This is a genomic window from Paucibacter sp. JuS9, from assembly GCF_044043925.2.
GTDB lineage: Bacteria > Pseudomonadota > Gammaproteobacteria > Burkholderiales > Burkholderiaceae_C > JAUASW01.
On record NZ_CP194172.1, the window covers coordinates 2,152,540 to 2,175,722 of the forward strand.

Annotated in this window: 22 protein-coding genes; 10 read left to right on the forward strand and 12 right to left on the reverse strand. The window is 65.2% G+C overall.

What is annotated here, in order from left to right; genetic code table 11:
* Nucleotides 1-44 precede the first annotated feature (44 nt).
* The 3 genes from ABT392_RS09555 to ABT392_RS09565 are packed head-to-tail and all read left to right on the forward strand — an operon-like array spanning nucleotide 45 to nucleotide 3,343.
* Complete coding sequence (locus ABT392_RS09555) at nucleotides 45-1,832, forward strand: mechanosensitive ion channel family protein (protein WP_464970982.1); 1,788 nt, start codon at nucleotides 45-47, stop codon at nucleotides 1,830-1,832.
* Entirely contained in the window at nucleotides 1,829-2,563 is a 735-nt protein-coding gene (locus ABT392_RS09560; RefSeq protein ID WP_334275632.1) for a hypothetical protein, read from the forward strand. Before ABT392_RS09555 ends, ABT392_RS09560 begins: the two co-directional genes overlap by 4 nt.
* Nucleotides 2,564-2,569: 6 nt before the next feature.
* Nucleotides 2,570-3,343, forward strand: a complete 774-nt coding sequence (locus tag ABT392_RS09565) for a fumarylacetoacetate hydrolase family protein (protein ID WP_334275633.1) — start codon at nucleotides 2,570-2,572, stop codon at nucleotides 3,341-3,343.
* An 8-nt stretch (nucleotides 3,344-3,351) separates the two neighbouring features.
* Here ABT392_RS09565 and ABT392_RS09570 read toward each other — a convergent pair whose 3' ends face one another.
* The 6 genes from ABT392_RS09570 to orn all read right to left on the reverse strand — a co-directional run bounded on the left by ABT392_RS09570 (nucleotide 3,352) and on the right by orn (nucleotide 10,957).
* Nucleotides 3,352-3,864, reverse strand: coding sequence for a GNAT family N-acetyltransferase (locus ABT392_RS09570; protein WP_334275634.1), 513 nt, complete (start codon nucleotides 3,862-3,864; stop codon nucleotides 3,352-3,354).
* A complete protein-coding gene (locus tag ABT392_RS09575; RefSeq protein ID WP_334275635.1) occupies nucleotides 3,861-4,505 on the reverse strand; it encodes a cold shock and DUF1294 domain-containing protein in 645 nt (214 codons plus the stop codon). The genes ABT392_RS09570 and ABT392_RS09575 overlap by 4 nt, the downstream gene beginning before the upstream one ends.
* Nucleotides 4,506-4,573: 68 nt before the next feature.
* A complete protein-coding gene (locus ABT392_RS09580; protein WP_395385907.1) occupies nucleotides 4,574-6,280 on the reverse strand; it encodes a DEAD/DEAH box helicase in 1,707 nt (568 codons plus the stop codon).
* Between the two features lie 374 nt (nucleotides 6,281-6,654).
* On the reverse strand, nucleotides 6,655-8,493 hold the full coding sequence (locus tag ABT392_RS09585; protein ID WP_395385906.1) for a helicase-related protein: 1,839 nt from the start codon (nucleotides 8,491-8,493) through the stop codon (nucleotides 6,655-6,657).
* 21 nt (nucleotides 8,494-8,514) lie between these two features.
* Nucleotides 8,515-10,350 (reverse strand): chorismate-binding protein, encoded by a 1,836-nt coding sequence (locus ABT392_RS09590; protein ID WP_334275638.1) that lies wholly within the window; start codon nucleotides 10,348-10,350, stop codon nucleotides 8,515-8,517.
* Nucleotides 10,351-10,372: 22 nt separating this feature from the next.
* On the reverse strand, nucleotides 10,373-10,957 hold the full coding sequence (gene orn, locus ABT392_RS09595) for an oligoribonuclease (protein WP_334275639.1): 585 nt from the start codon (nucleotides 10,955-10,957) through the stop codon (nucleotides 10,373-10,375).
* 55 nt (nucleotides 10,958-11,012) lie between these two features.
* Between orn and ABT392_RS09600 the strand changes: the two genes are divergently transcribed.
* The 3 genes from ABT392_RS09600 (at nucleotide 11,013) to rsgA (ending at nucleotide 13,613) form a co-directional block, all read left to right on the forward strand.
* Entirely contained in the window at nucleotides 11,013-12,308 is a 1,296-nt protein-coding gene (locus ABT392_RS09600; protein WP_395385905.1) for a M48 family metallopeptidase, read from the forward strand.
* Nucleotides 12,305-12,634 (forward strand): 4a-hydroxytetrahydrobiopterin dehydratase, encoded by a 330-nt coding sequence (locus ABT392_RS09605; RefSeq protein ID WP_334275640.1) that lies wholly within the window; start codon nucleotides 12,305-12,307, stop codon nucleotides 12,632-12,634. Before ABT392_RS09600 ends, ABT392_RS09605 begins: the two co-directional genes overlap by 4 nt.
* A gap of 73 nt (nucleotides 12,635-12,707) precedes the next feature.
* A complete protein-coding gene (gene rsgA, locus ABT392_RS09610) occupies nucleotides 12,708-13,613 on the forward strand; it encodes a ribosome small subunit-dependent GTPase A (RefSeq protein ID WP_395385904.1) in 906 nt (301 codons plus the stop codon).
* 12 nt (nucleotides 13,614-13,625) lie between these two features.
* Here rsgA and ABT392_RS09615 read toward each other — a convergent pair whose 3' ends face one another.
* The 4 genes from ABT392_RS09615 to ABT392_RS09630 form a co-directional block, all read right to left on the reverse strand.
* On the reverse strand, nucleotides 13,626-13,898 hold the full coding sequence (locus ABT392_RS09615; protein WP_334275642.1) for a hypothetical protein: 273 nt from the start codon (nucleotides 13,896-13,898) through the stop codon (nucleotides 13,626-13,628).
* A 25-nt stretch (nucleotides 13,899-13,923) separates the two neighbouring features.
* On the reverse strand, nucleotides 13,924-14,691 hold the full coding sequence (locus tag ABT392_RS09620) for an SDR family oxidoreductase (RefSeq protein WP_334275643.1): 768 nt from the start codon (nucleotides 14,689-14,691) through the stop codon (nucleotides 13,924-13,926).
* Nucleotides 14,692-14,729: 38 nt separating this feature from the next.
* Nucleotides 14,730-15,023: a hypothetical protein gene (locus tag ABT392_RS09625; RefSeq protein WP_334275644.1), complete on the reverse strand. Its 294-nt coding sequence runs from the start codon at nucleotides 15,021-15,023 to the stop codon at nucleotides 14,730-14,732.
* Nucleotides 15,024-15,303: 280 nt separating this feature from the next.
* On the reverse strand, nucleotides 15,304-16,026 hold the full coding sequence (locus ABT392_RS09630) for a hypothetical protein (RefSeq protein WP_395385902.1): 723 nt from the start codon (nucleotides 16,024-16,026) through the stop codon (nucleotides 15,304-15,306).
* A gap of 123 nt (nucleotides 16,027-16,149) precedes the next feature.
* Between ABT392_RS09630 and ABT392_RS09635 the strand changes: the two genes are divergently transcribed.
* Nucleotides 16,150-16,713 (forward strand): YaeQ family protein, encoded by a 564-nt coding sequence (locus ABT392_RS09635; protein ID WP_334275646.1) that lies wholly within the window; start codon nucleotides 16,150-16,152, stop codon nucleotides 16,711-16,713.
* Between the two features lie 12 nt (nucleotides 16,714-16,725).
* Here ABT392_RS09635 and ABT392_RS09640 read toward each other — a convergent pair whose 3' ends face one another.
* Nucleotides 16,726-16,857 carry a hypothetical protein gene (locus tag ABT392_RS09640; protein WP_334275647.1) on the reverse strand — a complete coding sequence of 44 codons (132 nt, stop codon included), beginning with the start codon at nucleotides 16,855-16,857 and terminating at the stop codon, nucleotides 16,726-16,728.
* Nucleotides 16,858-17,049: 192 nt separating this feature from the next.
* Here ABT392_RS09640 and ABT392_RS09645 point away from each other — a divergent pair, with 192 nt between their 5' ends.
* Both ABT392_RS09645 and ABT392_RS09650 read left to right on the forward strand, forming a co-directional pair.
* Entirely contained in the window at nucleotides 17,050-19,113 is a 2,064-nt protein-coding gene (locus ABT392_RS09645; RefSeq protein ID WP_395385901.1) for a prolyl oligopeptidase family serine peptidase, read from the forward strand.
* 3 nt (nucleotides 19,114-19,116) lie between these two features.
* Nucleotides 19,117-19,968 (forward strand): DUF924 family protein, encoded by an 852-nt coding sequence (locus tag ABT392_RS09650; RefSeq protein WP_464970960.1) that lies wholly within the window; start codon nucleotides 19,117-19,119, stop codon nucleotides 19,966-19,968.
* 9 nt (nucleotides 19,969-19,977) lie between these two features.
* On the opposite strand, the gene ABT392_RS09655 is transcribed toward ABT392_RS09650, so the two are convergent.
* Nucleotides 19,978-21,684 (reverse strand): long-chain fatty acid--CoA ligase, encoded by a 1,707-nt coding sequence (locus ABT392_RS09655; RefSeq protein WP_464970961.1) that lies wholly within the window; start codon nucleotides 21,682-21,684, stop codon nucleotides 19,978-19,980.
* 152 nt (nucleotides 21,685-21,836) lie between these two features.
* Between ABT392_RS09655 and argG the strand changes: the two genes are divergently transcribed.
* On the forward strand, nucleotides 21,837-23,171 hold the full coding sequence (gene argG / locus ABT392_RS09660) for an argininosuccinate synthase (RefSeq protein ID WP_334275651.1): 1,335 nt from the start codon (nucleotides 21,837-21,839) through the stop codon (nucleotides 23,169-23,171).
* Nucleotides 23,172-23,183 lie beyond the last annotated feature (12 nt).

Below are 23,183 nucleotides of genomic sequence, written 5' to 3' on the forward strand. Positions count from 1 at the left end.
GCCAGGTCTTGAGGGTAAGCGCCGCGGGCGCATGGCGATTGAATATGGAGATCACGCCAAAATTACAGCACGCCGATGTAAAGGCTTTGTGGCCGGGCGGCGCGCTGATCGCACCGATGCAGTGCCTGCTTCAGGGACAGGGCCTGGCGCTGCCCTGGCCACTGCGATGCTACGCTGTCAAGCAGCGCCCCCGGCGACATGCTCAGGACCTTCACATGCCGACACTCGCTCGCCTTTTGCTGACCCTGCTAATCACCGCCTGTGCAATGGCGCAGGCAGAGCAAGCAGCCACGCCCGAAGCCACCATGCGCTGGCTGAATCGAGACATCGTCGTACTGCGCGCGAGCCTGGCCGGTGCGGCACCGCAGGCCCGCGTCGAGCGTGCGCTCGTGCGCATCGCCAATCTACCCGCCGCCGAGCTCGATGCACCATTGCGCGCCCTGCCGTTCAAGCTCGGCGATGCCAGTGGGCAGCAAATACTGCTGGGCGACCACTTGCTGTTCTCGTTGCTCGAAGGCGACCTGGAAGCAGAAGCGCACACCGACAACCTGGAGGCGCTGACGCGCCGCACGCTGGGACGGCTCGAGGAAGCGCGCGAAGCCTGGCACCGCACGCGTGACCGACCGCTGCTCTGGCAGGGCCTGGCGCGCGCCGGCCTTGTCAGCCTTGGAGCTAGTCTGTTGCTGTGGGGCTTGGCCTTCGGGATGGGCCGCATGGCCCGCGCCATCGAACTGCGGCGCCGCCGCCTCTCCCTCAACCAGCAAATGCTGGACTGGCGCGAACTGGCGGCACGGCTTGTGCAACGGCTGTTGCAGATCGTGCACTGGCTGATGGTGGCCGGGCTGCTCTATGCCTGGCTGCGCCTTGTGCTCGGCGCTTTTGCGCTGACCGAACCGTTGGCTCACGAGCTGCAGCGCTGGTGGGCCGAGCGGCTTGACTGGTTGCTGCAAGGTGTTGCCGGCAGCGTGCCGGGCCTGGTCACCATTGCCATGGTGCTGCTGCTGACGCGCGCCGTCTCCGACGCGATGGGCTATTTCTTCGATGCCGTGCAGCGGGGCCGCATCTCGGTACCGCTGCTGCATCCCGAGACCACGCCGGCCACTAGACGCATCGTTGGTGCCGGCGTCTGGGTGCTGGGCATCGCCATTGCCTATCCCTACCTACCCGGCGCCAACACCGATGCCTTCAAGGGGCTGTCGGTCCTGATCGGCCTGATGGTGACCCTGGGCGCCACCGGCATCGTCACGCAGGCCATGAGCGGGCTGCTGGTGATCTATGCCCGTGCGCTGCGCAAGGGCGACTACGTTGCAGTGGGCAGTGTCGAAGGCGTGGTGATCGAGGTCGCGCCGCTCGCCACCAAACTGCTCAATCTGCGCAACGAGGAAATCACCATCCCGAATGCGGTGCTGATAGCCAGCCCCATCCACAACTATTCCAAGCTGGCTGAATCGCAAGGCACCTTGCTCTCCACACAGGTCACTATCGGCTATGACGCGCCCTGGCGCCAAGTGCACCAACTGCTCGAATCTGCCGCGCGCGCTACCGAAGGCCTGCGAGCCGAGCCAGCTCCGCGCGTGTTTCAGCGTGCCTTGTCGGATTTTTATGTCGAGTACGAGCTGATCGTCAGCATCGACCGGCCGATCGAGCGCGTGGCCGTGCTCTCCCGGCTGCATGCAGCCATCCAGGATGCCTTCAACGCTGCCGGTGTGCAGATCATGTCGCCGCATTTCAGGAGTCAACCCGAGCAGCCAGTGCTCGCACCTCCGTTGCATTCAGCGCCCGCTCCGGCTGGCGCATCGAACCCGATATCGCCTCAAAAGGAAACCCCATGAAACGAAGCTACCAAGCACTCCTTGCCGCCACCGTGTGGCTCGCAACCCTCGGTTCGGCCCAGGCACAGAGCGACTGGACCCCCTGCGCCGAGGAAGGCCAGACCTGTCGCATCAAGGGTGAAGCCTTGGTGCGTTTCGGGGCCGCCGGCAGCTATGCCTTCAAGGTGGTGCGCGACGCACAGGCCTGCACGGTCGATGCTTTCGGATCAGACCCGAAAGAAGGTGTACGCAAGCGCTGCGAACTGTCGATGGGCTGGCGACAGCACGCCAGCTACCGCGGCTGGTGGGGTGGCGACAGGGACCGCGACTGGGTGGTCTGCGCCAACGAGGGCGACTACTGCCGGGTCCCGGGAGGCAGCGGCACTGTCAAGGTCCGCTATGGCGCTGATGGCCGCTATGCCGACAGACAAGCCGGCAGCGGCGGCATCCCTTGCAACAACGGCGTATTTGGCGACCCGAGCCCCGGCCTGGCCAAGCAATGCGCGTATCGCAAGAGCGACGCATCGCCTGGTGGCAATGGCGGCAACAACGCCTCAGGCCTGCCCTGGAGCCAGTGCGCTCGCGAGGGCGGCTATTGCAGCTTCAAGGGCCCCGGCATGCTGCGCTACGGCGCGCAAGGCCGCTACGTCTATCGCGAAGCCAGGAATGGCAGCGCCTGCAGCAACGATGCCTTCGGCGCCGACCCGAACCCCGGCGACAGCAAGCGCTGCGAAATACTGCAACTGCGCTGAGCTGAGATGACGCAACAAGCAATGCCGGCACTTGCCAACGCTCTGCTCCAGGCGCATCACAATCGCGAGGCCTTGGATGCTGCGGCCTGGCCCTTGCCCGACGCAAGCGAGATCGTGGCGGTTCAGCATGCTGTCGCCGAAACCCTCGATGCTCACCCCGCGCGCACCTGGAAGTCCGGCGGCCCGGCGCGTGACCCACAGCGCCTGGGGCATTCGCCCTTGCCCAGCTCGCGAATGCAGCAGGCCCGGGCGGCGGAGTCCCTGGAGGTTTGCGGCCTCTGGCTTGCGAACGGCGGGGCCGAGGCGGAAATTGCTTTCCGGATCGGCCGCCAGGTGGATGATGAACTGGCAGCCGGCCTGGACCAGGCCGCGGCGCTGGCCCTCTGCGACGCGATGGCCATCTCCATCGAGCTCACAGCCTCGCGCTGGCGGGAGGGCAGCGCGGCGCCGGACTCATTGCGCCAGGCTGATCTGCAATCGCATGCCGCCCTGCTGCTCGGCCCCTGGCTGCCGCTGCAGCCCAAGCGCGACTGGTCGACGCAGGCCTGCCAGATTTGCATCGGCGACGCAGAGCCCGTGCGCCGCGTGGGCTCGCATTCATTGATCGACCCCGCCTGGCTGCTGCCCCACTGGCTGCGCTTCGCCTGCCGCGAGGGGCGCACGGTGCCCGCAGGCACGGTGGTCACCACCGGCTCCTGGACCGGCAACTTGCCACTGCGCCCGGGCCAGCTCGTGGCGATCAGCTTCGCGGGACTGGGTGAGTTGTCGGCCCGGGCCTGAATCGGCGTTCAATTCAGCCGACGCTCCATCCAACGGGCGTCCAAGCCAAAGCTGGCGAGCTTGGCCGCCAGCACTGCAGGCAGTGGCTCGATGGCGACGAAGCCCTGCCGCTGCCAGTAGGCCTGCGAACCTTGCACGGCGATGAGGCCAATGCGCTCGAGGCCCAGCGCTCGGGCGCTTTGCTCGACCTGCTCGGCCAAGCGACGACCGAGCCCCAGTGCGCGACCCTCAGGTGCCACGGCCAGGTCGTGCAGATAGAGCAGCTCAGGCTGCGCGGGCGGCGTGATGCTCGGCGCGTCGAGCGCGGGCAGCGTTTGCATGCACACCGGCAGCGCCACCACATAGGCGAGCGCCTCTTCCCCACGGGCTGCGATCCAGCTGCTTTGATGCGGCTCGGCCGCAGCCAGCTTGGCTTCAAAGGCCAGCGAGCTTTCCAGGTACTGCGCTTCATAGCATTGCGCCTGCAGCCTCAAGACCGCCGGCACGTCGATGGCGCAGAGCGGTCGCAATGCCACCGTCATGCCATCAGCCTTTGCCAAGGGCCGATGCCCAGCGGCGTGAACAGCCAGACGAAGCCACCAACATTGAGCAACACGGTCAGCCAGAACATGCGCCGGAAACTGGCCTTGATGCTCTTGTGTCGCAAGATCGACTGGGCCAGCATGGCACCAGGCCAGCCACATGCCAGTGCCAGGCCGTGCAAGGTCGCCTCCTTCACGCGCCAGCCACCAAGACGAGCGGCACGCTTGTCCAGCGCATAGACGATGAAGGTCGCCATGCTCATCGACATGTAGATACCCAGCACTGCCTGGGGCAAAGGCCACATCAGATGGCACAAGAGCAAGAGCGAAGCAAAGGCCGGCACCAGGCCGATGCTGATGTCGCCCTTGTCGGCGGACGCGGCCTTGCGCTTTGGCGCCGCCGCGGGCGCGACCGGCTTGGGCTCAAGGCTGTGCACCTTCAAGGCGCGCGCCTTGCCCTGCGCATCCTGCCCGGGCAGATAGCTCAGCTTCTCGCCGACAAACGGGCGGCGCGCACGCAAGCCAAAAGACTTGATGTGGACGAAAAGCTTGGGGCCGCCGGCATCAGGCGTGATGAAGCCATAGCCTTTGGTGTCGTCCCACTGGCTCAGTTTCCCGGTATCTCTGGTCGCTTCTGGCATGGCTGCTGATTGGAATGCAAAAAGCCCACCGAGGTGGGCTTCATGGGTTCAATCGCTAGAGCAATTGATCAGCGACCGAAGCCACCGCGACGCGGGGCGCCGCCTTGCGGGCCGGGACGCTTGCCAGGGCCGCCGGGGCCGCGACGATCACCGCCGAAGGACGGGCGATCGCCACCTTCACGCTGGAACGAAGGCTTGGCACCGAAGCTGGGCTTGCCACCGAACGCAGGCTTGTCGCCACGCGGAGCAAATGCAGGCTTCTCACCACGCGGAGCAAAGCCACGGTCTTGCTGGCCGCCGTTGTCGAAGCCACGGTCATGGCCGCGGTCGAAGCTGCGCGCCTCGAAGGGCTTGCGGTCGCCGCTGAAGCTGCGCGGTTCGGTCGAGCGGAAACCCATGTCTTCGCCACGGTTGGCTTGATAGCCGCCGCCGTCACGATTGAAAGCCGGCGCGCCACCGTCACGATTGAAGGACGGGCGGCCGCCATCGCGATGGAAAGGCTTGCTGCCGAACTTGTTGTTGAAGCCGCTCTTGTTGGCATAACCCTGGCGCGGGCCACGGTCTTCGAATCCACGCTCGCCACCAGGACGCGGCGGGAAGATGCGCGGCTCTTGCGTCTTGGGCTCAAGGCCTTCGATGTGAGCAACCGGGATCTGCTGGGTGGTGAACTGCTGGATGCGGCGGATCATCGACACGTCGTCACGGCAGGCGATGGTCACGGCCAGGCCTTCGCGACCGGCACGGCCGGTACGGCCGATGCGGTGCACGTAGTCCTCGGCCTTCATGGGCAGGCCGTAGTTGATCACGTGGGTGATTGTCGGCACGTCGATACCGCGGGCGGCCACGTCGGTGGCAACCAGCACGCGCACTTCGCGACGGCGCAGAGCCATCAGCACGCGATTGCGACGACCTTGCGGCATGCCGCCATGCAGCGGAGCGACAGCGTGGCCGATCTCGTGCAGGCGCTCGGCCAGCCAGTCGGCATCGCGCTGGGTGGACGTGAACACCACGGCCTGGTCCAGCGTCGACTCGCCCAGGATGGATTCGAGCAGCTGGTCGCGGTGGTGGTTGTTGTCAGCCCAGTGCAGGCGCTGGGTGATGTTCTCGTGGGTGTCGGTGTGCGACGCAACGTCGACACGGATCGGGTCGTTCAGCAGGTCTTGAGCCAGACGGCCGACATGGCCGGCGAAAGTGGCGCTGAACATCACGGTCTGGCGCTCGGCCGGCGTGCGCTCGGCGATCATCTTGATGTCGTCGATGAAGCCCATGTCCAGCATGCGGTCGGCTTCGTCGAGCACGAGCATCTGCACGTTCTCGAGCACGGCCTTGCCGGATTGCAGGTGGTCGATCAGACGGCCCGGGGTGGCGATCAGGATGTCAAGCGAGCTGGTCAGCTGCTTGATCTGCAGCGGGTAGGGCATGCCGCCCAGGACGGTGCAGATGCGCAGGCCCGGCACGTAGCGGCCGTAGGTCTGTGCGGCCTTGGCCACTTGTTGTGCCAGTTCGCGGGTGGGAGCCAGCACGAGCACGCGCGGGCCAAAGTTCTTGCCACGCGGACGGGCGGTGTCGGTGGCGCGGTGGTCCAGCACCTTTTGCAGGGCCGGGAGGATGAAGGCGGCGGTCTTGCCCGAACCGGTGCGCGAGGAACCCATCAGGTCCTTGCCAGCCAGGCCGTGCGGGATCGCCTGGGCTTGCACTTCGGTGGCGGTCTCGTAACCGGATTCCTTGACGGCGCGCAGGAGAGCTTCGTGCAGGCCGAGTGTTTCGAATGACATCGATTTTCTTTCAACAAAACCATGCCTTGCCTGGCGAGAGCCGAGCAAGACAATTCCGGCCTCAGCTGTTTTTGGCGCTGCAGGCAGGAACAGTGAAGTCGCTGGGAGACAAGCTCGCGTCGCACACCTGGTCATCGTCAAGGACGATGGCCTGATTCATTGAATTGGAATCAAGGGGCCGGTGCGGCGCCGGGGGAACAGTCAAAGCGACGGCATCGCCGCCGACCGAACCCGAGGGTGTTCAGTGCTGCGCTTGTGAACCTCTCGGAGATGGAGAGAAGCGGCCTGAACGAGGTCAGAGGAGACGTACGAACCCGCTGCATTCACCCCGTGGTGTCCTGCAGCGAAGCCGCGACTATAGCACGCTAGGGTTTTTACCAGCAAGCCCTGCTTTGTGAATTCTGACCGGCGAGCGCATCCATCAGCGTGACCAGGTCGGCTGCGGCCAGGAATGGCCGTGCGCCGAGTTCGAAGTCCAGCGTGGCCGCGGGCAATTGTTCTTTCCCGGCTTGGGCGGCGCGCTGCAGCGCATCGAAACTGCCCTTGATCAGGAGATTCCAGGCCGGCAGCCCGCGACCGGTGTCACCATTCAGACGTCGCGCACGCAGGACCCGCTGAGCCGGATTCCAGGGCTGGTCGGCGTGAATCAGCGCGGCAAGCTCATGTTGCAGGTCGATGCCAGTGCAAGCAGCATCGCAGGCGGCCAGGACCAGCCGTGCATCGCCACGCCAGGCATCCACCTGAGTCTGGCGCTGCTCGGGCGTCTGCGCCAGCAGCAGCTCGGCAACGGCCAGGCCTTGTTCACGCAATCTCGCAGCAAGCGCCTGCACGGTCGCGTCCGCTTGAGCGAACATCGCAACGCGCTGGGCTGCGGCAGGAATGAGCTGCGGCAGCAGATCGAGCACTTGCCGGCCTTTGATGCTCAGTGCCGAAGGCGATTGAGCCACTTGTCGCAGGGTTTGCAGCGCGCTCATCAGACGCAGTTGCTCACCAGCGCTCAGGTAGCGCTGCGACTGCCAGCGCTCCTGCAAATGCTGCAGCTGCGCCATCGCTTGCGCATCAAGCTCGACAGCATCGCCAGACCACCAGGCCTGCTCCAACACCACAGGCAGGCGCGGCAGCAGGTCGCGCTTGCGGCGGCTCAGCATCACCGTCTGCAGCAGCTCGCGTTGCTGCCGCTTGCCGGCCGCAGCGGCCTCGTCGCACCACACGCGCAAGGGGCCGCGGCGATTGCTGTCGATCCAGTCGACCAGTTCGCCCAGCAGCGGTTCACCGAGCAGCTCGCGATCCGCCAGCAAGAGCAGGTGCGGTGTCGCTACCAGCGGCAGGCCCTCCAGCAATTGAACGCCATCGACGATCAAGAGTTCTGCATCGGCCAGAGGTGCTTCGCCCGGCTCCAGGAGCTGCAGGCCAGTCGGCCAGCCGCCCAGCCAGGCCTCAGCATCGCCGACCCAAGCCGCATGGCGCTCCAGCGGCGCCAGCAGCACGACGCTACCAAGGCCAAACAAGCGACGCCACAGCTGCAGCGCAGCCAGGGCAGTAGCGCGATGACCAAGGCCCAGATCGTCCGCAATCAGCGAGCGTCCGGCGCACAGCGCAAACAGGGCGGCCTCCCATTGGAACTCGGGCAAAGGCTGGCGCAAGGCAGCCAGCGCATGCAGGTCGGCGCCTTCAGCCAGCGTGGTTTCCAGTCGGCGAACGCGCTCGCGTGCATCTGCCGCGAAGCTGAGTTGCTCCCACACCGCTGGAGCGACGCGGAGTTCATGGCCCAGCTCCGCAGACAGGGCCAGCAAGCCATCCAGCGTCTGCGCTTGCTCTGCGTCCAACGCGCCGTCTTCTCCGAACAGGGCTGCGGCAGCTTCGCAGAGCGCCAGCGGCGCCGCCGTGCCGGCGCGCCAGCAGAGCTCGCGGGAAAGGCCATCGTTCAGCCAGATTTCGCTGTGGCTTGCTGGAAGCGTCTGTGCAGGCAGTTCAGCCGGCAGGTCAGCCTGAGGCTCAGCCAGCAGCTCGGCAAAAGGAATGCTCGGCTTGGTCGCTGCGGCCTTGGGCTTGCGTGCGGTCCTCTTGGCAGCTGGCTTGCGGGCCGGATGCTCCGCCGCCTGCCTGTCAGGCTCGGCAGCTGGCGTCGCGGCGTCGCTTGATGTCACGGGCGTGGTCAGCGCTTCGGAAAGCGCAGCGTCCGCCTTGCGGCGGCTCTTGGTCGTTGTAGCCATGGAGGAAGGAAAGAATTCAGGTCAGGCGCCGCGCGAGAAACGCGCAGCGGGAGGGTCGGAGGGCAGCAGCTCGGCCGGGCACCAGCCCCGCAAGCTGTTGAAGAAGGCCAGGCCGGTGGCCCGCTGAAGATCGTCCACGGTCAGGCGCGCTTCGCTGATGCGGCCCTGGGCCAGCAGCTCTTCTCGCAACACGCCGGGCAGCAGGCCGCTGGCCAGCGTTGGCGTCAGCCACTTGCCATCGAGCAGCAAGGCAATATTGCCAAACGTGCCTTCGGTCAGTTCGCCGCGAGCATTCCAAAGCAGGAGATCGAAGGCCTCGGCCGGCTTGTGCGCAGCGAAGGCTTCGTAGAGTTCGCGGCGCGTGGTCTTGTGTTGAATGAACTCGGCCGCGGCGCCATCGGTGTCGATGGCATGCGGCGCGAGGGCGAGAAGCACTGGCGACGGTGTGTCAGCCAAGGCCTGCAAATCAGTGCTGAGGCGGCCATCCGCGGCGACGGTCAAACGCAGGCGCCAGGCTCCGGTGGGATGAGCAGCGGCGAGTTCGGCCAGGGCGCTGCGCAGCTTGGCCGGCTGCAGCTTGATGCCGAAGTGATGGGCGGTGCGCTGCAGGCGTGCCAGATGGGCGGCGAGCCGCACGAACTCGCCCTCCTCCAGGCGCAGGGTTTCCAGCGCCGCAATCGGCCCTTCGGCGCGACGCAAGAACCGCATCTTGGCGCGCCATTCGGCAATCTCGGCGTCGGCCGACGAATCGAGCGTGATCGCGCTGCCGATGCCACAGCGCAAGGCGCCGTCTGCGCCCTGCTCCACCGTCCGGATGGGCACATTGAAAGTGGCCACGCCGCCAGGCTGGATCAGGCCCAGCGCGCCGCAGTACCAGCCGCGCCGCTCGGGCTCCAGTTCCGCAATGATTTCCATCGCCCGGATCTTTGGCGCCCCAGTGACCGAGCCACAAGGAAACAAGGCGCCAAACACCTCGGCCAGCGTGGTGCCGGGGCGGCTGACGGCCGTGACCGTGGAGGTCATCTGCCAGACTGTCGGCAAGGCATGCAGCTCGAACAAGCGCGGCACGCGGACCGAACCCAGCGAGGCGATGCGACCCATGTCGTTGCGCAGGAGGTCCACGATCATCAGGTTCTCGGCACGCTCTTTCTCGCTGGTGCGCAAGTAGGCTTGAGCCGCCTCATCCTCGACCACGTCGCGGCCGCGCGGCGCCGTGCCCTTCATCGGCTGGGCTGCGAGCAGCCAGGTGCGCGGGCCCTCAGGCAAGGCACGCCAATCGAAGAAGAGCTCCGGCGACACACTCGCCACGCCCGCTTCGCGCAGGAAGATCGAGAAGCCACCCGGCTGGCTGGCATGCAAGGCCAGGAAAGCCCGGCCCAGATCGGGCGCGGCAGCCTTGGCATGAATACGCGTGGTCAGGTTGACCTGGTAGCAATCACCCGAGCGGATGTATTCGCGGATGCGCTCGATCTGCGCCGCCTCATCGGCATCGCCCTGGCTGTCATGCCAGCCCAGCACGCCGGTGCCTTCAGCATTGGCTTGGGGCCAGGCTTGCGGCTCATCGAGATAGACGGCGAACTCGGCCAAAGCCTGGTCGCTGGATCGAACTTGCAGCGCCGCATCGAAAGCCGGCGCAGCCTCATAGCGAAGGCCTCCCAGCACCCAGGCACCGGCGCGCGCTGCCGCATGAGCCTCTGCCAGCACGCCAGCCACCTGGTCCAGCCGCTCGGCACGCAGCCGGCGCGCAGGCGGCGCATAGAAAGCGCCGCGCATGCGCTCGCCGTCCTCGCGGGCCAGCGGATGGCGTGGGAAATCGAATGCCGCCCAGAGATCCTCCGGACGGTGCAGCTCGCTCATGGCTTGATGGACCGCAGCGTCTTCAGAGGCTCAGGAGATGCTCGCGGTAGTACGCCAGCTCTTCGATGGACTCGTGAATGTCAGCCATCGCGGTGTGCGCCTGCGCCTTCTTGAAGCCGTCCAGGATCGCCGGCTTCCAGCGCTTGGCCAGTTCTTTCAAAGTGGTGACGTCGAGATTGCGGTAGTGGAAGAACTCTTCCAGCTTGGGCATGTAATTGGCCAGGAACCGGCGGTCCTGGCAGATGCTGTTGCCGCACATCGGCGACTTGTTGGCCGGCACGTACTGCTTCAGGAAGGCGATGGTCTGGGCCACGGCCTCATCCTCAGTGATGGTCGAGGCCTTGACGCGGTCGATCAGGCCGCTGCGGCCGTGCGTGCCCTTGTTCCAGGCGTCCATCTTGTCCAGGGTTTCATCGCTCTGGTGGATGGCGAACACCGGGCCTTCGATGCGCACGTTCAGGTTCGCATCGGTGACCACGACGGCGATCTCGATGATGCGGTCGGTGTCCGGATAGAGGCCGGTCATCTCCAGATCGATCCAGATCAGGTTGGTATCGCTGATGGCCAGCGTGGGGGCTGCGCTCGGCATGTCCGGGCTGCTGCTCATGGGGCTTCCTTCGGTTCTTGAACGGTCTCTATTGTGGCAGCCCTACACTTCGCCCATGTCGACCAGCGCATTTCTACCTCCCCTGTCCGCACCACTGCTGAGCGTCTTGTTCGCGTTGGCGCTCATCGTGAGCCTCGCCACGAAGTTCTGGCTGAGCAGTCGTCAGATGCGCCATGTGATGGCGCATCGTGGGCAAGTGCCAGCTGCTTTCGCGGCCAGCGTGCCCTTGGCTGCGCATGAGAAGGCGGCTGACTACACGGTGGCAAAGGGCCGATTCGGACTGCTGGCGTTGGCGTTCGAAAGCGCCCTGCTGCTGGGCTGGACGCTGCTGGGCGGGCTCGACGCCTTGAACGGCTGGATCTACGGCCTCACCGCCGAGCCGCTCGGCATGATGGGCTATCAATTGAGCCTGCTGGCCGCCTTTGCACTGATCGGCATGCTGCTGGACCTGCCCTTCGAGCTGTGGAACACCTTCCGGATCGAGCAACAGTTCGGCTTCAACCGCATGACCTTGAGGCTCTACGTCATCGACGCGATCAAGGGCATCTTCATCGGCGCGCTGATAGGCCTGCCGATTGCGGCCCTGATCCTGTGGCTGATGGGCGCCGCTGGCGCCTGGTGGTGGCTCTGGGCGTGGGGCGCCTGGATGGGCTTCAACCTCCTGATCATGGTGCTCTACCCAACCGTTATCGCACCGATGTTCAACAAGTTCGAGCCCCTCGCCGATGAAGGCGTCAAGAACCGCGTCGAAGCCTTGATGAAGCGCTGCGGCTTCGCGGCCAAGGGCCTGTTCGTGATGGACGGGAGCCGCCGCTCGGGCCACGGCAATGCCTATTTCACCGGCCTCGGCGCCGCCAAGCGCGTGGTCTTCTTCGACACCTTGCTGGAGCGCCTGGCGCCCGGCGAGATCGAGGCAGTGCTCGCTCACGAACTGGGCCATTTCAAGCATCGCCATGTGCAGAAGCGCATGGTGAGCATGTTCGCCCTGAGCCTCCTGGGTTTCGCTCTTCTGGGCTGGCTGTCCAGCCAGTTGGGCTTCTACGTGGGCCTCGGCGTCAAGCCCAGCATGGGCGCGCCAAACGATGCACTCGCGCTGCTGCTCTTCATGCTGGCACTGCCGGTGTTCGCCTTCTTTTTCACGCCGATCGGCAGCCACCTGTCGCGCAGGCATGAGTTCGAGGCCGATGCCTATGCCCGCGCTCAAAGCAGTGGTGAGGACCTGGCGGCGGCGCTCCTGAAGCTGCACGAGGACAATGCCGGCACATTGACACCGGATCCGGTCTACGCCCGCTTCTACTATTCCCACCCGCCGGCCAGCGAACGCCTGGCCGCGCTGCAACAAGCCTCATGAATCTCCTGCTCGCCCAATGCACGCCTCAGCGTGAAACCCTGCCGCTGGAACAACTGGCCGAGTGGCTGGCGCAAGTGCCGGCCTGGCGCGCCGACCCCGAGCACAAGCTGATCGCGCGGCGCTTTGCCTTCGAGAACTTCTACCAGGTGATGGCCTTCGTCAATGCCGTTGCCGAGATTGCGCATGCCCAGGACCATCACCCGGAGATGCACGTTGGCTATTCGGCCTGCACGCTGAGCTACACCACGCATGCAGCCGGCGGCCTGACGGCAAACGACTTCATCTGTGCTGCGCAAGCCGACGCGCTGCCTGAGGCATTCCCATGAGCCCCCACGGTCGTTTCACTCCCCGCCCCCCGATGGGGCGCGATGCCCTTCGGGCGGACGTGCGGGCATCCGCATGAGCCGATTTGGCAATCTTGATCTGGGACTCGTGGTGCGCGGCCATGGCCGCCACTACATCGTGGAAGACAGCGAAGGCAAGCGGCGGGTCTGCCATCCGCGTGGCAAGAAGAGCGACTGCGTGGTCGGCGACATGGTCCGCTGGGCCGAGACCGGCGACGAAGGCGTGATCGAGGCCGTGGAGCCACGGCGCAACTTGCTGTTCCGCCAGGATGAATGGAAGACCAAGAGCTTTGCCGCCAATGTCGACCAGCTCCTTGTGCTGGTGGCCGTGGAGCCTGTGTTCAGCGAGAGCCAGTTGGCCCGCGCACTGATAGCCGCTGAAAGCGCCGGTATCAGCACCCGCATTGCAATGAACAAGACCGACCTGCCTGGCGTGGCCTCGGCGCGCGCCCGCTTGCAGCCCTATCGTGACATGGGCCTGGAGGTGATGGATGTCGCCTTCGTGGCCGACCGCGAAGGCTCGTCCGCACTTCTCAATCCCTGGCTGCGAGGCAAACGCACCTTCGTGATGGGCCCCAGCGGCACCGGCAAGAGCACGCTGATCAATCTCTTGATACCGAACGCTCAGGCACAGATCGGCGATATCTCGGTGGCACTGAACTCGGGCCGCCACACGACGACCACGACGCAGTGGTACTGGGTCGATTCGGAACGCCAAACAGCGCTGATCGATTCACCAGGCTTTCAGGAATTTGGCTTGCAGCAGATCGAGCCCATGCAGTTGCCCTTGCTGATGCCCGACCTGCGCGCGCATGCGGACCACTGCCGCTTCTACAACTGCACGCACCAGCACGAGCCCGGCTGCGGTGTTCGCGAGGCGGTGGACGCAGGCCAGATCAATGCCTCGCGGTACCGCATCTACGGCGAGATCCTGCAGGAGCTGGGCAGCAAGCGCTACTGAGCGCGGCGCGGATCAGGTGTCCAGCCGTGGCAGCGGGCTCTTGACCTCGCGCGCCTCGACGTCCACGACCTCGCCGGCCGGCTCTGCGCGACGCGACTGGCCCGGCCGAAACTTGCCCGCACGGCGGAAGCGCGCCATGTCGACCACAGGCTTGCGGCCGCGCAGGAGGCTCCAGATCATCAGGCCGATCATCGTGACGATGGCCACGCCCACGAGCGCCAGTACCAACACCAGCGTGAACAGGCCCAGCAGCACACGAATCACGACGGTCAAGAGTCCGGACATCAAAGCTTCCTTGCGAAGAGTGGGTTCAACCGCGCCCGACAAAGGGCATGGCCGAAGCCATCACGGTCATGAATTGCACATTGGCCGACAGCGGAAGCTGGGCCATGTATAGAACGGCGCTGGCCACATGGGCCACGTCCATCGTGGGTTCGATGGCTATGTCGCCATTGGCCTGGCGAACGCCTTCGGTCATGGGCTGGGCCATCTCGGTCAGGGCATTGCCGATGTCGAGCTGGCCGCAGGCGATGTCGAATGCACGGCCGTCGAGCGAGAGCGACTTTGTCAGTCCTGTGATGGCGTGCTTGGTGGCGGTGTAAGGGGCGGAATTGGGTCGCGGCGCATGGGCCGAGATCGAGCCATTGTTGATGATGCGTCCGCCACGCGGCGACTGCTTCTTCATCAGGCGGAAGGCGCCCTGGGCGCAGAGAAAGGCACCGGTGAGGTTCACATCGACCGACTGCCGCCAATGTTCGACCGGCAGTTCATCGATAGGTACCGACGGAACAAACACGCCAGCATTGTTGAACAGCAGGTCCAGTCTGCCGAACTCGGTTTCGATCATGGTGAACACCTGGTTCACGTCATCGGGCTGGCTGATGTCGGCCCGGACCGGCAGCGCCTTGGCAGGTTCACGCGCCATCGCGGCCGTTTCCTGCAATGCCGGCAAACGCCGCCCTGCCAGCACCACCGTCCACCCCTCCTCCAGCAGGGCCAGGGCCGCGGCCCGGCCGATGCCGCTGCCGGCACCGGTCACGAGGGCAATCCTTGCTGAATTGTTGCTGGGGTTTGTCATGCATCCGCCTGTGGACAGGCGTGATGATAGTCAGGCTCTTACTGAGCCGTGGACGAGGGGGTTTGCTGGGCGACGCGCTGGCCATCGACGCTGCGCTGGCCTTCGACCACCACACGCGGCAACTGGGCAACGGTGTTGTTCTCGCGAGCCACGGCGATCTGGGTCGGAATGCTTTGGCCGGTGATCTCGACGCGCGGCAGCTGGCTCATCGCCACGTGACGCTCGTCCTGGGCGCTCATCGCGCCAGCACCGACGGCGGCGATCATGATGGCGACCACGACGCCAAGGCGCTTGATCTGGGCATTGCGGTCATAGCAGTAAACGGTGTTCATCTCGGGCCTCCTACAGCCAAGCAGCGGTTCTTGTTGTGCTGCGATGGGCCGAACTATGCCCAGGGATAACCATGAGGAAAAACCGAATGCGATCAAGGGCGGGATCGGGCGACGAACTGCAGCCGGCGGCGACGAGTGTCACGAGTCGGTCAGGGTCAACTCAGACAAACCCCTAGTTCAAGGGGCTCAACAGGTCGTTCCTGACCGGGCACCTGCCAGATCACGTGCGCCATGAAAAACGGCGCCTCCAAGGCGCCGTTTCCGTGAGGAGCGGGTGTGCTTACTTGGCGGCCGAGGCTGCTGCTGCTGCGGCCGAGGCGGCGTCAGCAGCCGCCTTGGCCCTGGTGCGCTCGGCCTTGACTGCGTTCCAGTCGGCTTCTTCATAGGTGCGGTCGGCGCACTTGGACTTGAAGTCAACGCGGTCGTCCGCCAGCGCTTCGATGCGCTCGTTCAGCGGAATCTTGGCCGCATCGTGCGGCTTGATCCGCTGGTCCAGCTTCGCCTTGTTCTGGCCGTAGGCCTCGCGCTGGGTGTTGAAGTCATCGATGCGCTTCTGCACAGCGGCCCGGCTTTCCTCGAAATCCTTGATCTTCTTGATCTGCTCGTCCTTCTTGAGCTTGCCGCCCTTGATCTCGGCATTCAGGGCTTCCTGCAACTTGCCCAGGGCCTCGGCGTCGTTCTTCAAGTCGGCGCCGGCCTTGTTGAGACCATCCGCCGTCTTGTTGCTCTCGGCCAGTGCGGCCAGCAGCTCGGCATGTTCGGCCTCCCAGGCCTTGACCACCGGCGGCAGCACCTGGTCTTCCGCCTGGATGCGCTCCTCGATCTCCTGGCATTCGCGGATCTGGTTGCGCGACATCAGGATGGGTTTGGGCTTGTCCACCACGGGCTTGCTGACCTTATTGTTCTTGGGGTCGACCTTGGCCTTGGGGTTGACGGTGCTCTGGGCCTGCGCCAGCGTGGACACGAGGGCGACAACAGCGACGGAGATCAGGAGACGTTTCATGTCTGGCGGCTCGGTTAGCGCCCGACCGGCAGTCGGGCTGTAAAACAAGGGACGAATCATGCCATGAGCCGCGGCTGCGGATAATGCGCGCCTTCACGCACAAGCAAGTCCTTGAAAGAGCCCATGGCACTGAAAGCCACCATCCACAAAGCGCATCTGCAGATCTCGGACATGGACCGCCATGTCTATGGCGAGCACAACCTGGTGATCGCCCGCCATCCGTCGGAGACGGATGAGCGCATGATGATCCGCGTGCTGGCCTATGCCCTGTACGTGCCGGCAGACGACATGCGCGGCCGGCTGGAGTTCAGCAAAGGGCTGTCCGACGTGGACGAGCCCGAACTCTGGCAGCTCGACCTGACCGGCGACGTGGTGCACTGGATCGACCTCGGCCAGCCCGACGAGCGCCGCATCATGAAGGCCCATGGCCGTGCCGAACGCGTCACCGTGATCAGCTATGCCTCCAGCACGCCGGTCTGGTGGAGCAATCTGGAAGGCAAGCTCATCCGCGCGCCCAAGCTGGACGTGTGGCAGATTCCGGCCGAACAGTCGCAGGCCCTGGCCGCGCTGGCCGAGCGCAGCATGCAGCTGCAGATCAGCATCCAGGATGGCAGCATCTATGTCTCCACCGCCAACGCCTCGGTGGAGATCCATCCGCAGGCGCTGCGCCGGGCCGAGGCCCGCTGAGACCTCTGGGCTTCATCCGCCCTTGTCCTTGGCAAGCAGCAGCTTGTAGCCCAGGAAGCGCCCTTGCGGGTCGAGCACCACGAAGCTCGGATAGCTCTTGATGCCCAGGCGCTGGTTTTCCTGATCGCCGCATGCCAACTGCAAGCATCAGCGCTGCCACGGGTCTGGGGCCAGGGTTTCCGCGCCCACCGTTTGGGTGATCCGGCCTCGTTGCGCCGGCGCACTAGACTCCAGCGATCCGACCTATCCACATCATGGTGATCCTTGCCCCAACTCCATTCACGGCCACTGGCCGCCCTGCTGCTGTGCTGCTTGGCAGGCATCGCCTCCCCCGCCATGGCTGATTCCGCAAAGGCGCCGGCCGATCCCCACCAATGGCTCGAAGAGGTCCAGGGTGAGCGAGCGCTCGGCTGGGTGCGCGAGCGCAATGCCGTCACGACCAGGCAGCTGCAGGCTCGCGCCGACTACGCGCCGATCCGTGCCGAGATGCTGGAGCTGCTGAACGCCAAGGACCGCATTCCCAACGTCATGCGTCTGGGCCCCTGGCTCTACAACCTCTGGACCGACGACAAGCAGCCTCGCGGCTTGTGGCGCCGCACCACGCTGGCCGAATACCGCAAGGCCGAGCCGCAATGGGAAACCGTGCTGGACATCGACGCGCTCGGCAAGGCCGAGGGCGAGAACTGGGTGTTCGGCGGCGCGCAATGCCTGGCGCCCGACTATCGCCGCTGCCTCTTGATGCTCTCGCGAGGCGGCGCCGACGCGGTCGTGGTGCGCGAGTTCGACACGGTGGCCAAGCGCTTTGTCGCGCCGGCCGACGGCGGCTTCTTTGTGCCCGAAGCCAAGACCGACCTGGCCTGGCTGAACGAGAACACGCTCTTCATCGGCAGCGACTTCGGCCCCGGCTCACAGACAGACTCCGGCTATCCGCGCCAGATCAAGCGCTGGCAACGCGGAGAGAAACTGGCCGAGGCCAAGATCGTGTTTGAAGGTGAGGCCAAGGACGTGTCGGTCTCGGCCCAGGTTGACCACACACCAGGCCATGAACGGATCCAGTTCAGCCGCGCGCTGGACTTCTACAACCAGGTCAGCTTCCTCCTGAGGGACAACAAGCTGCAAAAGCTGGACGTGCCCACCGACGTCAGCGCAGCCTTCTGGGGCCCGCGCCTGCTGCTGAGCCCGCGCAAGCCCTGGACTGTCGGGGGGCGAACCTTCGCTGCCGGCAGCCTCTTGCTGGCAGACAGCGCCGCCTACCTGCGCAGCGAACGCAAGCTCCAGGCCTTGTTCACCCCAACGGCCACGCGCTCCCTGGCTGGCTACACGGTGACGCGCCAGCACCTGATCCTGAACATCAGCGACAAGGTCGCCAGCCGCCTCGAGGAATGGAGCTTTGCGGGCAAGGAGCCAAAGCATCGCGAAATCAAGGCACCCTTCCCCGGCACCTTGAGCACGGTCAGCTTGTACGACAGCGAATTGCCCAAGGATGAGCTGGGCGATCGCTACCTGGTCAGCTACACCGATTTCCTGACACCTGGCAATCTGTCATTGGCCCGGGCCGGCAGCGACGAGCGCGAAACACTGAAGACACGCGCGCCCCGCTTCAAGACCGAAGGCATGCGGGCTGAGCAACTGGAGGCCGTCAGCAAGGACGGCACCAAGGTGCCCTACTTCGTCGTCTGGCCCGCGAATGCCAAGCCGGACGGCAAGAACCCCACGCTGCTCTATGGCTATGGCGGCTTTGAGGTCTCGCTGCAACCCAGCTACTCCGGCGGCGTTGGCCGGGCCTGGTCGGAGCGTGGCGGGGTCTATGTGCTGGCCAATATCCGGGGCGGCGGCGAGTTCGGCCCCAGCTGGCACCAGGCCGCCACCAAGGCCAACAAGCAGCGCAGCTATGACGACTTCGCCGCAGTGGCCGAAGACCTGATCAAGCGCAAGATCACCAGCCCACGCCACCTCGGCATCATGGGCGGCAGCAACGGCGGGCTGCTGGTGGGCGCCACCTTTGTGCAGCGGCCGGAGCTGTTCAACGCCGTGGTCTGCCAGGTGCCGCTGCTGGACATGCGTCGCTACCACCAACTGCTGGCCGGTGCGTCCTGGATGGCGGAATACGGCAACCCGGACGATGCGGCCGAATGGGAGTTCATTGCCAAGTACAGCCCGTACCAGAACGTCAAGGCCGGCGTGAAGTACCCCAAGGTCTTCTTCGCCACCTCAACGCGAGACGACCGCGTTCATCCCGGCCATGCCCGCAAGATGGCCGCGCTGATGCTGGCGCAAGGCCATGATCTGCTGTACTACGAGAACATCGAAGGCGGCCATGGCGGCGCCGCAGACAACGAGCAGTCCGCCACCCTGCTCGCGCTGGAATACAGCTACCTCTGGCAGCAACTGGGGCGTTGAGCAATGGGCGAGCAGGTGGACATCGTGCAAAGAATGGGCGGCTTCTCGGCCGAGGTTGAAGGCGAGCCGCTGGAACTGGACTACATGGTCAGCGGCGATCAGATCATCTTCCACCACACGCTTACCGCCGAGGCGCTGCGGGGCCGGGGCTTCGCCAGCCAGATGGTGGAGCATGGCCTGGTCTGGGCATCAGGCCAGGAACGGCAAGTCGTGGCAGCCTGCAGCTATGTGCAGGCCTGGTTGCGCCGCCACCCGGCCTGGCAGCGCGTCACTGAGCCGGCGGATGTTCAGAAGGTCTTGAACTTCTGGTTCGGATTCCTGGGTGGCGACGAAGATGGGCAGGTTCGCGGCGAATGGTTCCGCAAGAGCGATGCCTTCGACGATGAAATCAAGTCCCGTTTCGGCGCACTGCTGGAGCAGGCACTGGCTGGCGGCCTGAAGGAATGGGAACGCAGCGCCTTTGGCAGCCTGGCCCGCATCATCTTGCTCGACCAGTTCACCCGCAACGCTTTCCGCAACACGGCGAAAGCCTTTGCCGGCGACGCCGAGGCGCTGCGAATGAGCCTGGCCTTGCTTGAGAGCGGCAAGGCGGGTGAGTTGACGACGCTGCAGCGCTGGTTTGCCTTGATCCCGCTGGAGCACTCAGAAGCGCTGGCGATGCAAGACCGATCGATCGCCGAATTCGCACGGCTCGCAGCAGAAGACGAGCGCATGAAAGGCGCACTGGACTACGCGATCAAGCACCGCGAGGTGGTGGCACAGTACGGCCGCTTCCCGCATCGCAACGCGATCCTCGGGCGCGCAAGCACGGCGGCGGAACTGGCCTATCTGGCCCAGCCCGGCGCCGGCTTCTGATTCAAGGCCTCAGCGCAGTTCGCGCTCCTGCAGCACCCGCCACATCACCTTGCCTGCGCCTGACTTGGGCAGGCTGTCGGCAAATTCGACGATGCGCGGCACCTTGTAGGCCGCCATGTGTTCGCGTGACCAGGCAATGATCTCTTCCGCCGAGGTCTTGCCCCTGGCTTCGGCGCGCAGCACGACAACCGCCTTCACCGTCTCGCCGCGGTATTCATCCTTGGCCGAGATGATGCAGGCCTCCTGCACGGCCGGGTTCTTGTAGAGCAAGAGCTCCACCTCGCTCGGCCAGACCTTGTAGCCGCTGGCGTTGATCATCCGCTTGAGCCGGTCGGTGATGAAGAAATAGCCTTCCTCGTCCATGCGGCCCAGGTCGCCGGTGCGGAAGAACTTCTTGCCCTCGATCTCGATGAAGGCCGCCTCCGTTGCCGCCGGCTGGCGCCAGTAGCCCTTGAACACCATGGGACCACAGCTGACGATCTCGCCCACCTCGCCGATGGGCATCTCTTCCAGTGTGACCGGATCGATGATGCGCGAATCCACGCCATAGATGGCTATACCCAGGCATTGCAACTTCGCGCGCTCGGGCGGGTTGCCGTGCGTGGGCGCTGCGGTCTCGGTCAAGCCATAGCCTTCGGCAAAGGTCAGGCCGAACTCCGCCAGCAACCTCTCCGCCACTGCGGCCGGCATGGCCGCGCCACCGCCACTCAGATACGTAAGGCTGGAAAGATCGAAGCTCTTGTAGTTCGGGCTGCCGAACAGGTCAATGATCATGGTCGGTATGCAGGTCCAGTGCGTGACCTTCTTCGCCGAGATCAAGCGCCCCGCCAGCTCGCGGTCCCAGCGCGGGATGATGACCACGGTGGCGCCGAGGAACACCGGCCCAAGCACGCCGTAAAGCAAGCCGGTGATATGGAAGAAGGGCACGACCGCCAGGCTCACCGACTCGGCAGAGGCATGGCCCCAGAGCCCGCCACCCACCGAGTTGCTCATCAGCGTGCGGTTGGTGTGCATGCAACCCTTGGGCAGGCCGGTCGTGCCTGAGGTGTAGGGCAGGTGCGCCATGTCGTCCGGGCCATTGGTCGCGGCACTCGGCTTGAGGCCGGCGGCCAGTGCGTCGACCCAGCGGGCGGCGCCAGCGGGCAGCGTGCCTTCGTTCATCAACCAGGCTGCCATCGCCTCTGACAAACCCAAGTCGGGCGCAATGCCCTCTGCCGGCAAGGCATCGGTGTACCGGGTCACCAAGACTTTCGCCCGTTTCTCGACCGGCAACTGCGAATTCGCCTGCTCAACGATGCCTGCCAGATCGGCGCTGCAGATCACCAACTTGGTGTCAGGGTCCGTCAGGTAGTGGCCGAATTCCTCCGCCCGGTTCATCGGGTTGACCGGCACCACGACCGCATCGGCGCGGTTGATTGCATAGAAGCTGATCAGGAACTGCGGACAGTTCTGCATGTAGAGCGCCACCCGGTCGCCCTTGGCGACGCCCTGCGATTGCAGCCAGCCGGCCAGGGCCAATGCTTTGTCGCGCAGCTCCGAATAGCTGATCGTCTGGCCACAGAAAAAGGTGGCCGCCTTGTGCGGATAGCGCGCCGCCGCGACTTCCAGGTTGAACCACAGCGTGGTCTCCGGAATGGCCAGTTCGCGCGGCAATCGACGCGGCCAATGGCTGCGTTGCGCCATGCGTTGAGGGCATGTTGAAGGGCTGCTGCTCATCGGCTTGTCTCCGCTGCTTCTTTGCTTGAAGCCATTCTTGCCGCTGCGCCCGCTGTGCGCCTGTCGCTGAGCTGACAGGAACTCGACAGAAGGCCCCCAGGGTTTCACCCGGTTTTTGACAGAAAATGCCGGATCTCTTCCCCTAGCCAGCCATGTCCACCATTCTTCAGCACCTCCCCGTCGGCCAGAAGGTCGGCATCGCCTTCTCAGGCGGCCTCGACACCAGCGCCGCCCTGCACTGGATGCGCCTGAAGGGCGCCCTGCCCTATGCCTACACGGCCAACCTGGGCCAGCCGGACGAGCCGGACTACGAAGAGATACCGCGCAAGGCCATGCAATACGGTGCCGAGAAGGCCGTGCTCGTGGACTGCCGCAGCCAGCTGGCGCACGAGGGAATTGCCGCGCTGCAGGCCGGCGCGTTCCACATCAGTACCGGCGGCATCACCTACTTCAACACCACGCCTCTGGGCCGTGCCGTCACCGGCACGATGCTGGTTGCGGCAATGAAGGAAGACGACGTCAACATCTGGGGCGACGGCTCGACCTTCAAGGGCAACGACATCGAGCGCTTCTACCGCTACGGCCTGCTGACCAACCCGGCGCTGAAGATCTACAAGCCTTGGCTGGACCAGCTCTTCATCGACGAGCTGGGCGGCCGCGCCGAGATGTCGGCCTTCATGACCAAGGCCGGCTTCGGCTACAAGATGTCGGCCGAGAAGGCTTACTCGACCGACTCCAACATGCTCGGCGCCACGCACGAAGCCAAGGACCTGGAGCACCTGAACTCGGGCATCAAGATCGTCAACCCCATCATGGGCGTGGCTTTCTGGAAGGACGACGTGGTCGTCAAGGCCGAAGAGGTGACGGTGCGCTTTGAAGAAGGCGTGCCGGTCGCGCTGAATGGCGTCGAATACCGCGACCCGGTCGCCCTGATCCTGGAAGCCAACCGCATCGGCGGCCGCCACGGCCTGGGCATGAGCGACCAGATCGAGAACCGCATCATCGAAGCCAAGAGCCGCGGCATCTATGAAGCGCCCGGCCTGGCCCTGCTGCACATCGCCTACGAGCGCCTGGTCACCGGCATCCACAACGAAGACACGATCGAGCAGTACCGCATGAACGGCCTGAAGCTCGGCCGCCTGCTCTACCAGGGCCGCTGGTTCGACCCGCAAGCCATCATGCTGCGCGAGACCGCCCAGCGCTGGGTGGCACGCGCCGTCACCGGCGAAGTGGCGCTGGAGCTGCGTCGTGGCAACGACTACTCGCTGCTGGACACGCGCAGCCCCAACCTCACCTACAAGCCCGAGCGCCTGTCCATGGAAAAGGTCGAGGACGCGCCCTTCTCGCCGCTGGACCGCATCGGCCAGCTGACGATGCGCAACCTGGACATCGTCGACACCCGCGACAAGCTGCGCACCTACACCCAGGCCGGCCTGCTGACCGCGGGCGGCGCCAACAGCCTGCCGCAGCTCAAGGGCAAAGACTGATCGCGCGCCGGT

Coding starts and splice junctions, on each gene's coding strand:
- ABT392_RS09620 (WP_334275643.1), bottom strand. CDS start 14,691: ATGACAAACCCCAGCAACAATTCAGCAAGGATTGCCCTCGTGACCGGT.
- ABT392_RS09575 (WP_334275635.1), bottom strand. CDS start 4,505: ATGCCAGAAGCGACCAGAGATACCGGGAAACTGAGCCAGTGGGACGAC.
- ABT392_RS09590 (WP_334275638.1), bottom strand. CDS start 10,350: ATGAGCGAGCTGCACCGTCCGGAGGATCTCTGGGCGGCATTCGATTTC.
- ABT392_RS09580 (WP_395385907.1), bottom strand. CDS start 6,280: ATGTCATTCGAAACACTCGGCCTGCACGAAGCTCTCCTGCGCGCCGTC.
- ABT392_RS09650 (WP_464970960.1), top strand. CDS start 19,117: ATGGGCGAGCAGGTGGACATCGTGCAAAGAATGGGCGGCTTCTCGGCC.
- ABT392_RS09565 (WP_334275633.1), top strand. CDS start 2,570: ATGACGCAACAAGCAATGCCGGCACTTGCCAACGCTCTGCTCCAGGCG.
- ABT392_RS09560 (WP_334275632.1), top strand. CDS start 1,829: ATGAAACGAAGCTACCAAGCACTCCTTGCCGCCACCGTGTGGCTCGCA.
- ABT392_RS09635 (WP_334275646.1), top strand. CDS start 16,150: ATGGCACTGAAAGCCACCATCCACAAAGCGCATCTGCAGATCTCGGAC.
- argG (WP_334275651.1), top strand. CDS start 21,837: ATGTCCACCATTCTTCAGCACCTCCCCGTCGGCCAGAAGGTCGGCATC.
- ABT392_RS09655 (WP_464970961.1), bottom strand. CDS start 21,684: ATGAGCAGCAGCCCTTCAACATGCCCTCAACGCATGGCGCAACGCAGC.
- ABT392_RS09570 (WP_334275634.1), bottom strand. CDS start 3,864: ATGACGGTGGCATTGCGACCGCTCTGCGCCATCGACGTGCCGGCGGTC.
- ABT392_RS09625 (WP_334275644.1), bottom strand. CDS start 15,023: ATGAACACCGTTTACTGCTATGACCGCAATGCCCAGATCAAGCGCCTT.
- ABT392_RS09630 (WP_395385902.1), bottom strand. CDS start 16,026: ATGAAACGTCTCCTGATCTCCGTCGCTGTTGTCGCCCTCGTGTCCACG.
- ABT392_RS09645 (WP_395385901.1), top strand. CDS start 17,050: ATGGCTGATTCCGCAAAGGCGCCGGCCGATCCCCACCAATGGCTCGAA.
- orn (WP_334275639.1), bottom strand. CDS start 10,957: ATGAGCAGCAGCCCGGACATGCCGAGCGCAGCCCCCACGCTGGCCATC.
- ABT392_RS09555 (WP_464970982.1), top strand. CDS start 45: ATGGAGATCACGCCAAAATTACAGCACGCCGATGTAAAGGCTTTGTGG.
- ABT392_RS09600 (WP_395385905.1), top strand. CDS start 11,013: ATGTCGACCAGCGCATTTCTACCTCCCCTGTCCGCACCACTGCTGAGC.
- ABT392_RS09615 (WP_334275642.1), bottom strand. CDS start 13,898: ATGTCCGGACTCTTGACCGTCGTGATTCGTGTGCTGCTGGGCCTGTTC.
- rsgA (WP_395385904.1), top strand. CDS start 12,708: ATGAGCCGATTTGGCAATCTTGATCTGGGACTCGTGGTGCGCGGCCAT.
- ABT392_RS09585 (WP_395385906.1), bottom strand. CDS start 8,493: ATGGCTACAACGACCAAGAGCCGCCGCAAGGCGGACGCTGCGCTTTCC.
- ABT392_RS09605 (WP_334275640.1), top strand. CDS start 12,305: ATGAATCTCCTGCTCGCCCAATGCACGCCTCAGCGTGAAACCCTGCCG.